At 51.2% G+C, this 15,851-nt stretch carries 16 protein-coding genes; 8 read left to right on the forward strand and 8 right to left on the reverse strand.

Going from position 1 to position 15,851, the window contains the following annotated elements; translation table 11 throughout:
• Window positions 1-2: 2 nt before the first annotated feature.
• From hybO to yghX, 3 genes are all read right to left on the reverse strand, one after another.
• Window positions 3-1,121 (reverse strand): hydrogenase 2 small subunit, encoded by a 1,119-nt coding sequence (hybO, locus tag HEM79_RS14030; RefSeq protein ID WP_000145412.1) that lies wholly within the window; start codon window positions 1,119-1,121, stop codon window positions 3-5.
• 188 nt (window positions 1,122-1,309) lie between these two features.
• Window positions 1,310-1,597, reverse strand: coding sequence for a DUF2623 family protein YghW (yghW, locus tag HEM79_RS14035; protein WP_001059138.1), 288 nt, complete (start codon window positions 1,595-1,597; stop codon window positions 1,310-1,312).
• 120 nt (window positions 1,598-1,717) lie between these two features.
• Window positions 1,718-2,605 carry a YghX family hydrolase gene (gene yghX / locus HEM79_RS14040; RefSeq protein WP_175119436.1) on the reverse strand — a complete coding sequence of 296 codons (888 nt, stop codon included), beginning with the start codon at window positions 2,603-2,605 and terminating at the stop codon, window positions 1,718-1,720.
• A gap of 154 nt (window positions 2,606-2,759) precedes the next feature.
• On the opposite strand from yghX, the gene gpr reads away from it, so the two are divergent.
• Window positions 2,760-3,800, forward strand: coding sequence for an L-glyceraldehyde 3-phosphate reductase (gene gpr, locus HEM79_RS14045; RefSeq protein WP_176241602.1), 1,041 nt, complete (start codon window positions 2,760-2,762; stop codon window positions 3,798-3,800).
• A gap of 39 nt (window positions 3,801-3,839) precedes the next feature.
• Here gpr and HEM79_RS14050 read toward each other — a convergent pair whose 3' ends face one another.
• Window positions 3,840-4,334, reverse strand: a complete 495-nt coding sequence (locus tag HEM79_RS14050; protein WP_000439331.1) for a TIGR00645 family protein — start codon at window positions 4,332-4,334, stop codon at window positions 3,840-3,842.
• A gap of 190 nt (window positions 4,335-4,524) precedes the next feature.
• Between HEM79_RS14050 and yghA the strand changes: the two genes are divergently transcribed.
• Window positions 4,525-5,409, forward strand: coding sequence for an NADP(+)-dependent aldehyde reductase (yghA, locus tag HEM79_RS14055; RefSeq protein WP_176241601.1), 885 nt, complete (start codon window positions 4,525-4,527; stop codon window positions 5,407-5,409).
• Window positions 5,410-5,447: 38 nt separating this feature from the next.
• Here the strand turns inward: yghA and exbD are convergent, their stop codons facing one another.
• A complete protein-coding gene (exbD, locus tag HEM79_RS14060; protein WP_001240714.1) occupies window positions 5,448-5,873 on the reverse strand; it encodes a TonB system transport protein ExbD in 426 nt (141 codons plus the stop codon).
• A 6-nt stretch (window positions 5,874-5,879) separates the two neighbouring features.
• On the reverse strand, window positions 5,880-6,614 hold the full coding sequence (gene exbB / locus HEM79_RS14065) for a tol-pal system-associated acyl-CoA thioesterase (protein WP_000527844.1): 735 nt from the start codon (window positions 6,612-6,614) through the stop codon (window positions 5,880-5,882).
• 251 nt (window positions 6,615-6,865) lie between these two features.
• On the opposite strand from exbB, the gene metC reads away from it, so the two are divergent.
• Window positions 6,866-8,053 carry a cystathionine beta-lyase gene (gene metC, locus HEM79_RS14070; RefSeq protein WP_176241600.1) on the forward strand — a complete coding sequence of 396 codons (1,188 nt, stop codon included), beginning with the start codon at window positions 6,866-6,868 and terminating at the stop codon, window positions 8,051-8,053.
• A 139-nt stretch (window positions 8,054-8,192) separates the two neighbouring features.
• Window positions 8,193-8,852, forward strand: a complete 660-nt coding sequence (yghB, locus tag HEM79_RS14075) for a DedA family general envelope maintenance protein YghB (RefSeq protein WP_016159785.1) — start codon at window positions 8,193-8,195, stop codon at window positions 8,850-8,852.
• Window positions 8,853-8,891: 39 nt separating this feature from the next.
• Here yghB and yqhC read toward each other — a convergent pair whose 3' ends face one another.
• Window positions 8,892-9,791 (reverse strand): DNA-binding transcriptional regulator YqhC, encoded by a 900-nt coding sequence (gene yqhC, locus HEM79_RS14080; protein WP_024257411.1) that lies wholly within the window; start codon window positions 9,789-9,791, stop codon window positions 8,892-8,894.
• A 193-nt stretch (window positions 9,792-9,984) separates the two neighbouring features.
• Between yqhC and yqhD the strand changes: the two genes are divergently transcribed.
• The 4 genes from yqhD to yqhH all read left to right on the forward strand — a co-directional run bounded on the left by yqhD (window position 9,985) and on the right by yqhH (window position 13,514).
• Window positions 9,985-11,148, forward strand: a complete 1,164-nt coding sequence (gene yqhD, locus HEM79_RS14085; protein ID WP_001058817.1) for an alcohol dehydrogenase — start codon at window positions 9,985-9,987, stop codon at window positions 11,146-11,148.
• A 104-nt stretch (window positions 11,149-11,252) separates the two neighbouring features.
• Window positions 11,253-12,080, forward strand: a complete 828-nt coding sequence (dkgA, locus tag HEM79_RS14090; RefSeq protein ID WP_176241599.1) for a 2,5-didehydrogluconate reductase DkgA — start codon at window positions 11,253-11,255, stop codon at window positions 12,078-12,080.
• 199 nt (window positions 12,081-12,279) lie between these two features.
• On the forward strand, window positions 12,280-13,206 hold the full coding sequence (locus HEM79_RS14095) for a YbjP/YqhG family protein (protein ID WP_176241598.1): 927 nt from the start codon (window positions 12,280-12,282) through the stop codon (window positions 13,204-13,206).
• 50 nt (window positions 13,207-13,256) lie between these two features.
• Window positions 13,257-13,514 carry a lipoprotein YqhH gene (gene yqhH / locus HEM79_RS14100; RefSeq protein WP_176241597.1) on the forward strand — a complete coding sequence of 86 codons (258 nt, stop codon included), beginning with the start codon at window positions 13,257-13,259 and terminating at the stop codon, window positions 13,512-13,514.
• A 43-nt stretch (window positions 13,515-13,557) separates the two neighbouring features.
• On the opposite strand, the gene HEM79_RS14105 is transcribed toward yqhH, so the two are convergent.
• Window positions 13,558-15,777, reverse strand: a complete 2,220-nt coding sequence (locus HEM79_RS14105; protein ID WP_016159780.1) for a YgiQ family radical SAM protein — start codon at window positions 15,775-15,777, stop codon at window positions 13,558-13,560.
• Window positions 15,778-15,851: the final 74 nt, after the last annotated feature.

Genomic DNA, 15,851 nt, shown 5'->3' on the forward strand with positions numbered 1-15,851 from the left:
GGTTATTCTCCCCGTGAGTCAGCGTTATCTTTCTTTTGCTGACGACCCAGTTCACGCACCGCCATCACGCTGACACCGGCAACCAGCCCAACCACGCCGCCGAGCAAACCGATAGCGCCCGCAGAGACGTTGCCGCCTTCTTTAGCATTCACGTCCGGTTTTTGTGAGCGTGGCGTCTGATTTTCGACGTTGGCAAGCTGATGGATGCCTTTATGGAAGCCGACACCTTCTTCGTTACAGCCATAGCACGGGTGACCAATCGCTACCGGCCACACGCCGCCAACGTCGCAGAATTGCAGCGTTGAGCAGTTGCCGTAAGTTTCTGGCCCTTTACAGCCGAGGTGGTACAGGCACCAGCCTTCACGGTGGCCTTCATCACCGAACTCTTTGGCAAAACGACCAGCATCGAAGTGCGGGCGACGTTCGCAGTGTTCGTGAATCAGACGGCCATAGGCGAAGGTCGGACGGTTTTTGTCATCCAGTTTCGGCGGTTTACCGTAAGTGATGATGTGCGCAACGGTCGCAAGGAAGTTGTGCGGGTTCGGCGGGCAGCCTGGAATGTTGATAACGGTTTTGCCCGGCAGAACTTCTTGCAGGCTGACCGCGCCGGTGGGGTTAACCCCAGCTGCTGCGACACCGCCCCACGCGGAGCAGGAACCGATAGCGATAATGGCTGCTGCGCCTTCCGCCGCTTTGCGGATGTGATCCACAATCGGCTCACCGGCAACCATGCAGTAAATACCGTTATCTTTTAATGGGATGGAACCATCCACAACCAACACATACTGCCCTTTATACTTCTCAAGCGCGTTATGTTTGTTCTCTTCAACCTGATGGCCGAATGCGGCGGAAAGGACTTCGTGATACTCCAGAGAGATGGTCTCCAGCACGAGGTTTTCTACCGTTGGATGCGTTGCACGAAGCAGAGATTCCGTACAACCGGTGCACTCCTGCGCGCCAATCCAGATAACCGGCGGGCGCTGCGGGTTAGTGACCGATTCGGCCATCTCTGCGGCGGCTTTGCTACTCAGCCCCATGGTGGCGGCTAATGCTGCACAAAGCTTCATGAAATCACGACGATTAATGCCGTGAGAATGGATGAGGGTGTTATCTCCAGTCATTTATAGTTATTCCGTTGCGAAGACCTGGCATATATTTTGCCTCAACCGCAAAATCAATAATGCGATCGATGCGCCATTTACCACACATTTATTATGGTTATCATTGTCATGATACTGCGGCGGGGCGCTAAAACGAAGGGAAGAAGCATTAGTGTAATTAATTAAAGCAAGATAATACGTATGTTTGATCAATTTTCGAGGCGATAACCAGCCATAAAAAATCGTAATGTAGAACAGGAATTATTCTCACGAAAGAAATCCATTACCATCTCTTTATCCAGTCCATAACGGCGCGTCAGAATACCTGCTTCCCAGGCGCTGAGCTGGCGGTCACCGGTCTTTTTATACATCCGATGCGAGTAGCCTAATACAAATCCGCGCTTATAATCGGCACAGAATTTAGTCACATTAACCGCACTGTCGGCATGTGTTGCTTTTAATCCCGCCATTAAGCCTTTACCAAAATGGTTATTCATCGTTTTGCCCTCAAACGCTATATATCAACTTATATAGCGATATTTTAGGCAAAGAACGACTTTTACGCACGCTATTTTTTTCAGCATGTTAAGAATGTTATCCAGGAAGAGATAAACCCATCAGGAGAGATATTTGTCGAACCATTTCAGCGTCCTTTGCCAGGCAAGATCGGCGGCAGATTTGTCATAACGGGGCGTGGAGTCATTATGGAATCCGTGATTAACCCCCGGATAAATATACGCTTCATAAACCTTATTATTCGCTTTCAACGCTGCCTCATAAGCGGGCCAACCTTCGTTGATTCGCGTGTCCAGTTCAGCGTAGTGAAGCAGTAAAGGCGCGTCGATTTTCGCCACATCGGCGGTGGGCGCCTGGCGGCCATAAAACGGCACCGCGCAGGCTAGTTCCGGATATGCCACCGCCGCCGCGTTCGAGACACCACCGCCATAGCAAAATCCCGTAATACCCACTTTGCCCGTGGCTTGCGGATAGCGTTGCATAAACTCAATCGCGGCAAAGAAATCATTCATCAGTTTGGTTGGATCAACCTGCTGTTGCAGCTCACGACCTTTATCATCGTTCCCCGGATATCCGCCCACGGAGCTTAAACCGTCTGGCGCCAGGGCGATGTACCCCGCCTTCGCCACTCGCCGCGCCACGTCTTCGATATACGGATTCAGCCCACGATTCTCATGCACTACCACTACGGCTGGCGTTTTGCCGCTCATCTTCGCAGGCTTCACCAGATAACCCCGAACCTCGCCGTGACCATTTGGCGAAGGATACGTGATGTACTCAGCAACAATCTCCGGGTCAGTAAACTCCACCTGAGTCGCCAGCGCATAATTTGGCTTGAGCAAATCAAACAACGCTAATGCCGTCATCCCGCCTACCGCATACTTCGCCGCAAGGTTGAGGAACTCACGTTTCGAGATTTTCCCGTGAGCGTAATAGTCGTAGTAATCCAGCAACTCTTGTGGGAAATCTTTGGCGGTTAAACGCGGCATCGTTGCACTCCTCAACTGTTTTTTTTAAGCAAAGCATAAGCGCGTGTTTTTGCCCAGTTTTTCGTCACTCTGTGAGCCAGACTACGGGATACGCGCTGGCGAATCGCTAAACTAGAAACATTGTTTCGAAATTGAACGGTGGAAAGGAGAGATCATGGTCTGGTTAGCGAATCCCGAGCGTTACGGGCAGATGCAGTACCGCTATTGCGGAAAAAGCGGTTTACGCCTGCCCGCGTTATCGCTCGGTTTATGGCACAATTTCGGTCACGTTAACGCGCTGGAATCACAGCGTGCGATCCTGCGTAAAGCGTTTGATTTAGGCATTACGCACTTTGATTTAGCCAACAATTACGGGCCGCCTCCAGGAAGCGCAGAAGAGAACTTTGGTCGCCTGCTGCGGGAGGATTTTGCCGCTTATCGCGATGAACTGATTATCTCAACCAAGGCTGGCTACGATATGTGGCCCGGCCCTTACGGCTCTGGCGGTTCACGTAAATACCTGCTCGCCAGCCTCGACCAAAGCCTGAAGCGTATGGGGCTTGAGTATGTCGATATCTTTTACTCTCATCGCGTCGATGAAAATACGCCGATGGAAGAAACCGCCTCTGCGCTGGCTCATGCGGTACAAAGCGGTAAGGCGCTGTATGTCGGGATCTCCTCTTACTCGCCAGAGCGGACGCAAAAAATGGTCGAGTTGCTGCACGAGTGGAAAATTCCGCTGTTAATTCATCAACCTTCGTACAATTTACTAAACCGCTGGGTGGATAAAAGCGGCCTGCTGGATACCCTGCAAAATAACGGCGTGGGCTGCATTGCCTTTACTCCTCTGGCTCAGGGATTGCTGACCGGAAAATATCTCAACGGTATTCCGGAGGATTCACGGATGCATCGCGAAGGTCATAAAGTTCGAGGTCTGACGCCGAAAATGCTCACCGAAGCCAACCTCAACAGCCTGCGGTTATTGAATGAAATGGCACAGCAGCGCGGTCAGTCGATGGCGCAAATGGCATTAAGCTGGTTGCTGAAAGATGATCGCGTGACGTCGGTATTGATCGGTGCCAGCCGTGCGGAGCAACTGGAGGAGAACGTACAGGCGCTGAATAATCTGGCGTTTAGCACCGAGGAGTTAGCGCAGATTGATCAGCATATCGCCGATGGCGAGCTGAATCTGTGGCAGGCGTCATCCGATAAATAACATGTTAATAACGGGCGCGAGAACCGCGCCCGAATCAGATCAGTGATTATGGCGAGTCAGTCGGTCAAGATAGCCCATCACAAACGCAGAGAGCACAAACGTCAGATGGATAATGACGTACCACATCAGTTTGTTATCAGGGACATTTTTCGCATCCATAAAGACGCGCAGTAAGTGAATGGAAGAGATCGCCACAATCGACGCTGCCACTTTGTTCTTTAGCGACGTTGCGTCCATTTTCCCCAGCCAGTTCAGCTTCTCTTTGTTCTCGGAGATATCGAGCTGCGAGACGAAATTCTCATAACCGGAAAACATCACCATCACCAGCAAACCGCCAACCAGTGTCATATCCACCAGCGACAGCAACACGAGGATCAAATCTGATTCCGCCATCGAGAAGATATTCGGCAGTACGTGAATAATCTCCTGGAAGAACTTCAGCGCCAGGGCAACTAACGCCAGCGAAAGGCCAAAGTACACGGGGGCAAGCAGCCAGCGAGAAGCATACATTGCATTTTCAAGAAAACGTTCCATACATTCCTGTCGTGTAGTTAAAACGGGCAACAGTATATCGCAATTGAGTAAACAGCGCGCAACAGCAAATCAACATATACGTTAAACCGTTGTCGCATAAATCCGAGGTTTAGGGATCTTCCTGGTTCCCTTATCAACGCATCGAGAGCGTCTACCCTTAAAGGACGTTGAACCTGAAGGGAGAAAAACGATGTCTCATTTAAAAGACCCGACCACGCAGTATTACACTGGTGAATATCCCAAACAGAAACAACCGACGCCAGGCATCCAGGCGAAGATGACACCGGTGCCGGATTGCGGCGAGAAAACCTATGTTGGTAGCGGTCGCCTGAAAGATCGTAAGGCACTGGTGACAGGGGGCGATTCTGGTATCGGTCGTGCTGCCGCCATCGCTTACGCGCGTGAAGGCGCTGACGTGGCGATCAGTTATCTTCCGGCGGAAGAAGAAGACGCCCAGGATGTGAAAAAGATCATTGAAGAATGCGGACGCAAAGCCGTTCTGCTGCCAGGCGATTTAAGCGATGAGAAATTCGCCCGTTCGCTGGTTCACGAAGCGCACAAGGCGTTAGGCGGGCTGGATATTATGGCGCTGGTCGCCGGGAAACAGGTTGCCATTCCTGATATTGCAGACCTCACCAGCGAACAGTTTCAAAAGACCTTTGCCATTAACGTTTTCGCGCTGTTCTGGCTAACGCAGGAAGCGATACCCCTGCTGCCGAAAGGCGCTAGTATCATCACCACTTCGTCAATCCAGGCGTACCAGCCGAGCCCGCACTTGTTGGATTACGCAGCAACGAAGGCGGCGATTCTTAACTACAGCCGTGGTCTGGCAAAACAGGTCGCGGAGAAAGGTATTCGGGTGAATATTGTCGCGCCAGGCCCTATCTGGACGGCACTGCAAATTTCCGGCGGACAAACGCAGGATAAGATCCCACAGTTTGGTCAGAAAACACCGATGAAACGTGCCGGGCAGCCGGCAGAACTGGCACCTGTTTATGTTTATCTGGCAAGTCAGGAGTCGAGCTACGTCACCGCAGAAGTGCACGGCGTGTGCGGCGGCGAGCATTTAGGTTAAAAAAATGCCCGGTTGTGAAAAGCAACCGGGCATCATTTTTATTTCGCTTTAGCGGTTTCTTCGCCGACCAGACCTATCTTCAGGTAACCCGCCTGATGCAGCGTATCCATAACCTTCATCAACGTCTCGTAATCAACGGTTTTATCCGCACGGAAGAAGATTGTGGTGTCTTTCTTACCTTCAGTTAACGCATTCAGCGCCGTAACCATCGTTTCATCGGTGACCGGATCGTTACCGATAAACATCGAGTTGTCCGCCTTCACCGACAGATAAACTGGTTTTTCCGGGCGCGGCTGCGGCGTGCTGGTAGAAGCAGGCAAGTTCACCTTCACATCTACCGTCGCTAACGGCGCCGCCACCATAAAGATAATCAGCAGAACCAACATCACGTCGATAAACGGCGTCACGTTGATATCATGCATTTCGCCGTTATCATCGAGGTTTTCGTTAAGATGCATTGCCATAGCGCATTACCCTGCACGTAATTTTTGTGCGACACGAACCGGATGCGCAGCGGCGCTGGCTTCCAGATCCAGGTCACGGCTTTGCAGCAACAGCACCTGCGCTGCGACATCGCCCAGCATCGCTTTAAAGCCGCCAATCTGGCGCGCGAATACGTTATAGATAACGACCGCCGGAATCGCTGCCACCAGGCCGATTGCCGTTGCTAACAGAGCTTCTGCGATACCCGGTGCAACCACCGCCAAATTCGTGGTCTGCGTTTGCGCGATACCAATAAAGCTGTTCATGATGCCCCAGACCGTACCAAACAGACCAACGAACGGCGAAATCGCGCCAATGGTTGCCAGATAGCCGTTACCGCGTCCCATTTGACGCCCCACTGCGGCGACCCGACGCTCCAGGCGGAAGCTGGTACGCTCTTTAATACCTTCGTTATCGTCGCTGCCTTCTGACAATTCCAGCTCGTTCTGCGCTTCATTGAGCAAATGCAGGCTTAAGCTTTTGCTACCAAAATCAGCGGCGATATCGTTGGCCTGGTTTAAGGAACGCGCTTCAGCCAGCAGTTGCTGCTCGCGCTTAAGGCGACGCTTCTGATTGAAGAACTCTACGCTCTTACTGAAGAAGATTGCCCAGGTGACTACGGAGGCCAAAATAAGCCCAATCATCACGCACTTAACGACAATATCGGCGTGCTGATACATACCCCAGACGGAAAGATCCGTCTGCATTAAATTATTACCCACTGTGTATCTCCAGGACGCAAGTCACAAAATCTGCGCATAATAATATCAAAACGACGTCGAATTGATAGTCGTTCTCATTACTATTTGCATACTGCCGTACCTTTGCTTTCTTTTCCTTGCGTTTACGCAGTAAAAAAGCCACCAGAATGCCATTTGCGAAAATTTTCTTCTTTATGCCAATTCTTCAGGATGCGCTCGCAATTATTCATGCTAGTTTAGACATCCAGACGTATAAAAACAGGAATACCGACATGGCGGACAAAAAGCTTGATACTCAACTGGTGAATGCAGGACGCAGCAAAAAATACACTCTCGGCGCGGTGAATAGCGTGATTCAGCGCGCCTCTTCGCTGGTTTTTGACAGCGTTGAAGCGAAAAAACATGCGACGCGTAATCGCGCCAACGGCGAGTTGTTCTATGGACGGCGCGGAACGTTAACCCACTTCTCGTTACAAGAAGCAATGTGCGAACTGGAAGGTGGCGCCGGCTGTGCACTATTTCCTTGCGGTGCGGCAGCGGTTGCCAATTCCATCCTTGCTTTTGTCGAACAGGGCGATCATGTGTTGATGACCAACACGGCCTACGAACCAAGTCAGGATTTCTGTAGCAAAATCCTCAGCAAACTGGGCGTAACGACATCGTGGTTTGATCCGCTGATTGGCGCGGATATCGTTAAACATCTGCAGCCAAACACTAAAATCGTCTTTCTGGAATCGCCAGGCTCCGTCACCATGGAAGTGCATGATGTTCCGGCGATTGTCTCCGCCGTGCGCAGCGTGGTGCCGGACGCCATCATTATGATCGATAACACCTGGGCTGCCGGGGTGCTGTTTAAAGCCCTTGATTTTGGCATTGATGTTTCCATTCAGGCCGCCACCAAATATCTGGTAGGTCACTCGGATGCAATGATCGGCACTGCGGTATGTAATGCCCGATGCTGGGAGCAACTGCGGGAGAACGCTTATCTGATGGGACAAATGGTCGATGCCGACACCGCTTATATGACCAGCCGTGGCCTGCGCACTTTAGGTGTGCGTCTGCGTCAACATCATGAAAGCAGCCTGAAAGTGGCTGAATGGCTGGCGGAACATCCGCAGGTTGAGCGGGTTAACCACCCTGCTCTGCCGGGCAGTAAAGGTCACGAATTCTGGCAACGAGACTTTACAGGCAGCAGCGGACTATTTTCCTTTGTGTTGAAGAAAAAACTCAACGATGAAGAACTGGCGAACTATCTGGATAACTTCAGTTTATTCAGCATGGCCTACTCGTGGGGAGGATATGAATCGTTGATCCTTGCAAATCAACCGGAACATCTCGCCGCCATCCGCCCACAAGGAAAGATTGATTTCAGCGGCACGTTGATTCGCCTGCATATTGGTCTGGAAAACGTCGACGATCTGATTGCCGATCTGGACGCGGGCTTTACCCGAATTGTGTAACATTGCCAAATTTGGACAATTTTGCAGACATTTAATTGTGAATAGTCTTAAATTGTTGCGTCCGGGATCAAGGCGTCCCGGACGATTCAGGAGTACAATAGGCAAATAAAGGCTTAAACGCTGTTCCACAGGAAAGTCCATGGCTGTTATTCAAGACATTATCGCTGCGCTCTGGCAACACGACTTTGCCGCGCTGGCGGATCCTCATATTGTTAGCGTTGTTTACTTTGTCATGTTTGCCACGCTGTTTTTAGAAAACGGTCTGCTGCCCGCTTCATTTTTGCCAGGCGACAGCTTGTTGATACTGGCTGGCGCACTGATTGCCCAGGGGGTGATGGATTTTCTGCCAACAATCGTGATTCTGACTGCCGCAGCCAGCCTGGGCTGCTGGTTAAGTTATATTCAGGGGCGTTGGCTAGGTAATACCAAAACGGTGAAAGGCTGGCTGGCACAGCTCCCCGCTAAATATCATCAGCGCGCCACCTGTATGTTTGACCGCCACGGTTTGCTGGCTTTGCTGGCTGGACGTTTTCTTGCATTTGTCCGCACGCTGCTGCCAACGATGGCGGGGATTTCCGGTCTGCCAAACCGCCGCTTCCAGTTTTTCAACTGGTTAAGTGGATTGCTATGGGTCAGCGTGGTGACCGGTTTCGGCTATGCCTTAAGCATGATCCCGTTCGTTAAACGTCATGAAGATCAGGTGATGACATTCCTGATGATTCTGCCGATTGCCCTGTTAACCGCCGGCCTGTTAGGCACGTTGTTTGTGGTGATTAAAAAGAAATACGGTAACGCCTGACGTTTTTCACCGTTCCCGGCGGCGATGCCGGGAACGCCTTTAACTCCCCTGCATCGCCCGCATTCTTGCCGCATCTTCCCCCGGCGTCACACCGAAGTAACGTTTAAACTCACGGCTAAATTGCGACGCACTTTCGTAGCCGACGCGCATCGCCGCCGCGCTGGCCTTCATGCCATCATGGATGATCATCATCCGCGCCTTATGCAGTCGGTAGTTCTTCAAATACTGCAACGGAGAGGTGCTGGTGACAGACTTAAAATTATGGTGGAACGCCGATACGCTCATGTTGGCTTCTGCCGCCAGTTGCTCGACGCTCAGGTTTTCGGTGTATTTATTCTCAATCCGTTTCAGCACGCGGCTAATCAGGCTGAAGTGAGTCTGGCGACTGACCAGCGCCAGTAACGCGCCGCCGCAAGGTCCGGTCAGCACGTAGTACAGAATTTCGCGGATGATCTGTTTGCCAAGAATGCGCGCATCCAGTGGTCGCTCCATCACGTCGAGTAACCGCTCCGCCGCGCATAAAATCTCTTCTGACAACGTAGCGGAGTTTATGCCACTGGCAGCCATCGACGGCTGGAAATGCTCATCTTCACCAATGTCCATCAACAGTTCCTGTAACTGCAAAATATCGACATTGAGACGTAAGCCCGCTAATGGCACCTCCGGCGTGGCATAGGTTTCGCACTCAAACGGTAACGGCACCGTCAGCAGCAGATATTCATTGGCATCATAACGAAACACGCGTTCATTGATATAGCCGATTTTATGCCCGGAAAAGAGAATTATGATGCCAGGCTCATACATCACCGGCGTACGTGCGCCAGGGTTCTCGCCATACAATAAGCGCACATCGGGCAACAGCTCACACAAACTATTTTCTTTATTTTTCAGGTTATTAATTTTGTCCGTCAGCAGGCGGCAAATCTCTTCACGTTTCATATCGCGTAATTTCTTAAGAATAATGCGGCAATTTGATTGTGCGCAATTTTGTATCATTTCTCCAGTGCTCTGGAGAAATAGGCAAGACATTGGCAGAAATGAGCATTGAGAGCTGCGGCGCTGGCGACCACAATGAAAAACATCAGGCAGACCGATCTCTGCCCTAATATTGGCTCAGCAAAGGGAGCAAGTAATGAACAACTTTAATCTGCACACCCCAACCCGTATTCTGTTTGGTAAAGGCGCCATCGCTGGTTTACGCGAACAAATTCCTCACGATGCTCGCGTATTGATTACCTACGGCGGCGGCAGCGTGAAAAAAACAGGCGTTCTGGATCAAGTTCTGGATGCGCTGAAAGGTATGGACGTGCTGGAGTTTGGCGGTATCGAGCCAAACCCGGCTTATGAAACGCTGATGAACGCCGTGAAACTGGTTCGCGAACAGAAAGTGACTTTCCTGCTGGCGGTTGGCGGCGGTTCCGTACTGGACGGCACCAAATTTATCGCCGCAGCAGCCAACTATCCGGAAAACATCGATCCGTGGCACATCCTGCAAACTGGCGGTAAAGAGATCAAAAGTGCCATCCCAATGGGCTGCGTGCTGACACTGCCAGCGACCGGTTCAGAATCCAACGCAGGTGCGGTGATCTCCCGTAAAACCACCGGCGACAAGCAGGCGTTCCATTCTGCCCACGTTCAACCCGTATTTGCCGTGCTCGATCCGGTTTATACCTACACCCTGCCGCCGCGCCAGGTGGCTAACGGCGTAGTGGATGCCTTTGTGCACACCGTGGAACAGTATGTTACCAAACCGGTTGATGCCAAAATTCAGGATCGCTTCGCAGAAGGCATTTTGCTGACGCTCCTCGAAGATGGCCCGAAAGCCCTGAAAGAGCCAGAAAACTACGATGTGCGCGCCAACGTCATGTGGGCGGCAACCCAGGCGTTGAATGGTTTGATCGGCGCTGGCGTCCCGCAGGACTGGGCTACACATATGCTGGGACACGAACTGACTGCGATGCACGGTCTGGATCACGCGCAAACGCTGGCTATCGTCCTACCAGCCCTGTGGAATGAAAAACGCGACACCAAGCGTGCGAAACTGTTGCAATATGCTGAACGCGTCTGGAACATCACGGAAGGTTCCGACGATGAGCGTATTGACGCCGCAATTGCCGCTACCCGCAACTTCTTCGAACAATTAGGCGTGCCAACCCGCCTCTCCGACTACGGTCTGGACGGCAGCTCCATCCCGGCATTGCTGAAGAAACTGGAAGAACACGGCATGACCCAACTGGGCGAAAATCATGACATTACGCTGGATGTCAGCCGCCGCATTTACGAAGCCGCTCGTTAAGCTTTTTCCTCCTCAAACTTTCGTTTTCGGGCATTTCGTCCAGACTTAAGTTCACTACACCTCACCGGAGCCTGCTCCGGTGAGTTCATATAAAGGAGGAACGTATGGCTAATCCAACCGTTATTAAGCTACAGGATGGCAATGTCATGCCCCAGTTGGGACTGGGCGTCTGGCAAGCAAGTAATGAGGAAGTAATCACCGCCATTCAAAAAGCATTAGAAGTGGGTTATCGCTCGATTGATACCGCCGCGGCCTACAAGAACGAAGAAGGTGTCGGCAAAGCCCTGAAAAATGCCTCAGTCAACAGAGAAGAACTGTTCATCACAACTAAGCTGTGGAACGACGACCACAAGCGCCCCCGCGAAGCCCTGCTCGACAGCCTGAAAAAACTCCAGCTTGATTATATCGACCTCTACTTAATGCACTGGCCCGTTCCCGCTATCGACCATTATGTCGAAGCATGGAAAGGCATGATCGAATTGCAAAAAGAGGGATTAATCAAAAGCATCGGCGTGTGCAACTTCCAGATCCACCACCTGCAACGTCTGATCGACGAAACTGGCGTGACGCCTGTTATTAATCAAATCGAACTTCACCCGCTGATGCAGCAACGCCAGCTTCACGCCTGGAACGCTACGCACAAAATCCAGACCGAATCCTGGAGTCCATTAGCGCAAGGTGGGAAAGGCGTTTTCGATCAGAAAGTCATTCGCTACCTGGCGGATAAATACGGCAAAACACCGGCACAAATTGTTATCCGCTGGCATCTGGATAACGGTCTGGTGGTGATCCCGAAATCGGTCACGCCTTCACGCATTGCCGAAAACTTTGATGTCTGGGATTTCCGTCTCGACAAAGACGAACTTGGTGAAATCGCAAAACTCGATCAAGGTAAACGTCTCGGTCCCGATCCCGACCAGTTCGGCGGCTAACGCGCAAATTCTCCCGGTGGCGGTAATGTTCCGCTACCGGACTTTTCAGAAATCATTTATTCCCCTCACCTCCCGCCCGTTGTTACTCTCCCCTGCTCAGAAATGCCAAATTTAAGGACATCATCATGCAGAGCTGGAAGCTCTTAAAGCAACAAAGCATCTACAATATGGATAAACACGACGGTGAGGTGAAAAACAGATGAAAATAATACTTCTGTTTTTGGCGTTTTTTGCAAGCTTCACTACTCAGGCACAATCCCCCTCGCTGACTGCTGAACAGACAGTTCGCCAGATTTATCAAAACTATAAATCTGATGCCAGCGCGCCTTATTTTGGTGAGACAGGAGAGCTGGCGATAACATCTGCACGCATACAAAAGGCACTTACCCTGAATGATAATCTCACGCTGCCGGGCAATATTGGCTGGCTGGATTATGATCCGATTTGTGATTGTCAGGATTTTGGCGATCTGGTGTTAGAAAGCGTAGCAGTTACTCAAACGGATACCGATCATGCAGATGCCGTTGTGCGCTTTCGTACCTTTGACGACGATAAAGAAAAGACCACGCAAACGCTGAAAATGGTGGCAGAAAATGGTCGTTGGGTCATTGATGATGTCATCAGCAACCATGGCAGCGTCTGGCAGGCAGTTAATAGCGAGAATGAAAAAATACTGGCAACACTGGCTTCATTACAAAAAGAAGAGCCTGAAGCCTTTGTCGCTGAATTGTTTAAACATATTGCCGATTATAGTTGGCCCTGGACATGGGTTGTTTCCGACACCTATCGTCAGGCAGTCAATGAATTTTATAAAACCACATTCAATAAAAACGGCAATTTCGATCAAGAGATGCAAATAGAACGGCAATTTATTTACGACAACCCGATTTGTTTTGGCGAAGAGTCGCTATTTGCTCGCGTTGATGAAATTCGTGTACTCGAGAAAACTGCCGATTCTGCCCGTATTCATGTTCGTATTGCGCTGACCAATGATAACAGTGAAGAGCAGGATTTAGTTTTACAGCGGCGCGAAGGAAAGTGGGAAATTGCCGATTTTATCCGTCCTGGCAGCGGGAGTTTGCTTAAACAGATTGAAGCGAAAACATCCGCCAGATTAAAGCAATAAGCTGAATAAAATAAAAATTAATCGGAACAATAAATAAAAGGGAGCACGATATGAAAAAGATTTTCACCGTGGGAATACTCATTCTGGTAACCGGCTTATTAAGTGGTTGCGTCAATGAGCAAAAGGTCAATCAACTGGCGGGTAATGTACAAACATTAAATGCCAAAATTGCCCGGCTTGAGCAGGATATAAAAGCATTACGCCCGCAAATCTACGCCGCCAAATCCGAAGCTAACAGAGCCAATACACGCCTTGATGCGCAGGACTATTTCGATTGCCTGCGCTGCTTGCGTATGTATGCGGAATGATAAAAACATCCCCGGCAGCATTCAGTTACCGGGGATGTTTTACTTAACGACCTGTCGCCGCTTTAGGGCGTTTCTTCGCACCGGCATTCACAGGGCGAGATTGCACAGGCGACGCTTTCTTTGTCGTAGCAGGCGTCTGACGCTGAGTCGCCATTGGCGTATGTTTGGTCAACGCCGGACGGGTGTTACGGTTCTGACGACGCGCTTCGCGCATCTCTTCAATGGTTGGCGCAGGCACTAAGCAATCGCGACGGCTGCCAATCAGATGCTTTTTACCCATCGCTTCCAGCGCCTGGCGGATTAACGGCCAGTTTGCCGGATCGTGGTAACGCAACAACGCTTTATGCAGACGACGCTGTTTGTCACCCTTCGGCACGAAGACGTCTTCGCTCTTATAACCAATTTTCGCCAGCGGATTTTTGCCGGTGTAATACATGGTGGTGGAGTTAGCCAACGGCGACGGATAGAAGTTCTGTACCTGGTCGAGACGGAAACGATGTTTCTTCAACCACAGCGCCAGATTTACCATATCTTCATCACGCGTACCGGGGTGCGCGGAGATGAAATACGGGATCAGATACTGCTCTTTACCTGCCTGTTTCGAGTAGGTGTCGAACAGTTCTTTAAAGCGGTCATAGCTGCCCATGCCCGGCTTCATCATCTTCGACAACGGCCCTTCTTCGGTATGTTCCGGGGCAATTTTCAGATAACCACCAACGTGATGGGTTGCCAGCTCTTTGATATAGCGCGGATCTTCCACGGCGATGTCATAACGCACACCGGAGGCGATCAGGATCTTTTTAATGCCTTTCAGATCGCGCGCGCGGCGATAGAGGTTGATCGTCGGTTCGTGGTTAGTGTCCATATGCGGACAAATATCCGGGTAAACACACGACAAACGGCGACAAGTTTGCTCGGCGCGTGGTGACTTGCAGCGCAACATATACATGTTGGCAGTTGGCCCGCCGAGATCGGAAATCACGCCCGTAAAGCCCGGAACGGTGTCGCGGATCGCTTCAATCTCATTGATGATCGAATCTTCCGAACGGCTCTGAATAATGCGCCCTTCATGCTCGGTAATAGAGCAGAAAGAGCAGCCGCCAAAGCAGCCACGCATAATGTTGACCGAGAAACGGATCATTTCGTAAGCCGGAATACGGGCATTACCGTAAGCCGGATGCGGCACGCGCTTGTACGGCAGCGCAAAAACGCTGTCCATCTCTTCGGTAGAAAGCGGAATAGCAGGCGGGTTGATCCACACATAGCGGTCGCCATGTTTTTGCATCAGCGCGCGGGCGCAGCCAGGGTTGGTTTCATGGTGCAAAATACGCGAAGCATGAGCGTACAGCACTTTATCTGCCTTTACTTTCTCGAAAGAAGGTAACAAAACGTAGGTTTTTTCCCACGGTTTCGGGCGCGGCGGCTGCACGGTAACGGCTTTGGCTTCTTGTTTTTTCGGAGCCACCGGTTTGTTATCCGCACACGGCAAATCTTCGCCATACGGATGCGGAATAGGGTCGATTTTCCCTGGTGTATCAAGACGAGTAGAATCCACGCCGCTCCAGCCAGGCAGAGCCTCTTTCACGATAATCGCGGTATTACGTACATCGCGGATTTCGCTAATCGGCTCGCCCATCGCCAGACGATGCGCCACTTCCACCAGCGGACGCTCACCGTTACCGAACATCAGCATGTCGGCTTTGGAATCCACCAGCACGGAACGGCGCACGGTATCGGACCAGTAATCATAATGCGCGGTACGGCGCAGACTAGCCTCAATACCGCCGAGGATCACCGGCACATCTTTCCACGCCTCTTTACAACGCTGGGTATAAACCAGTGTGGCGCGATCCGGTCGCTTACCCGCGACGTTATCCGGCGTGTAGGCATCGTCATGACGTAAACGGCGATCGGCGGTATAGCGGTTGATCATCGAATCCATGTTGCCAGCAGTAACACCAAAAAACAGATTCGGTTTACCCAGACGCATAAAGTCGTCTTTGCTGCTCCAGTCCGGCTGGGCGATGATCCCGACGCGAAAGCCCTGCGCTTCCAGCATACGACCGCAAATCGCCATCCCGAAGCTTGGGTGATCGACATACGCGTCGCCAGTAACCAAAATGATGTCGCAGCTATCCCAGCCAAGTTGATCCATCTCTTCACGAGACATCGGCAAAAACGGTGCCGGTCCAAAACAGGCGGCCCAGTACTGCGGCCAGGAGAACAGGTCGCGATCCGGTTGGATCAGGGAGATAGAGCTCATTTTGCTTCCAGAAATGATAAAAAAATAATCAAAGGCCGGGGATTATAAGCCGGAACGAAAGAGAAATCGAAAGG

It is taken from the genome of Escherichia sp. 93.0816, assembly GCF_013368855.2.
Lineage (GTDB): Bacteria > Pseudomonadota > Gammaproteobacteria > Enterobacterales > Enterobacteriaceae > Escherichia > Escherichia ruysiae.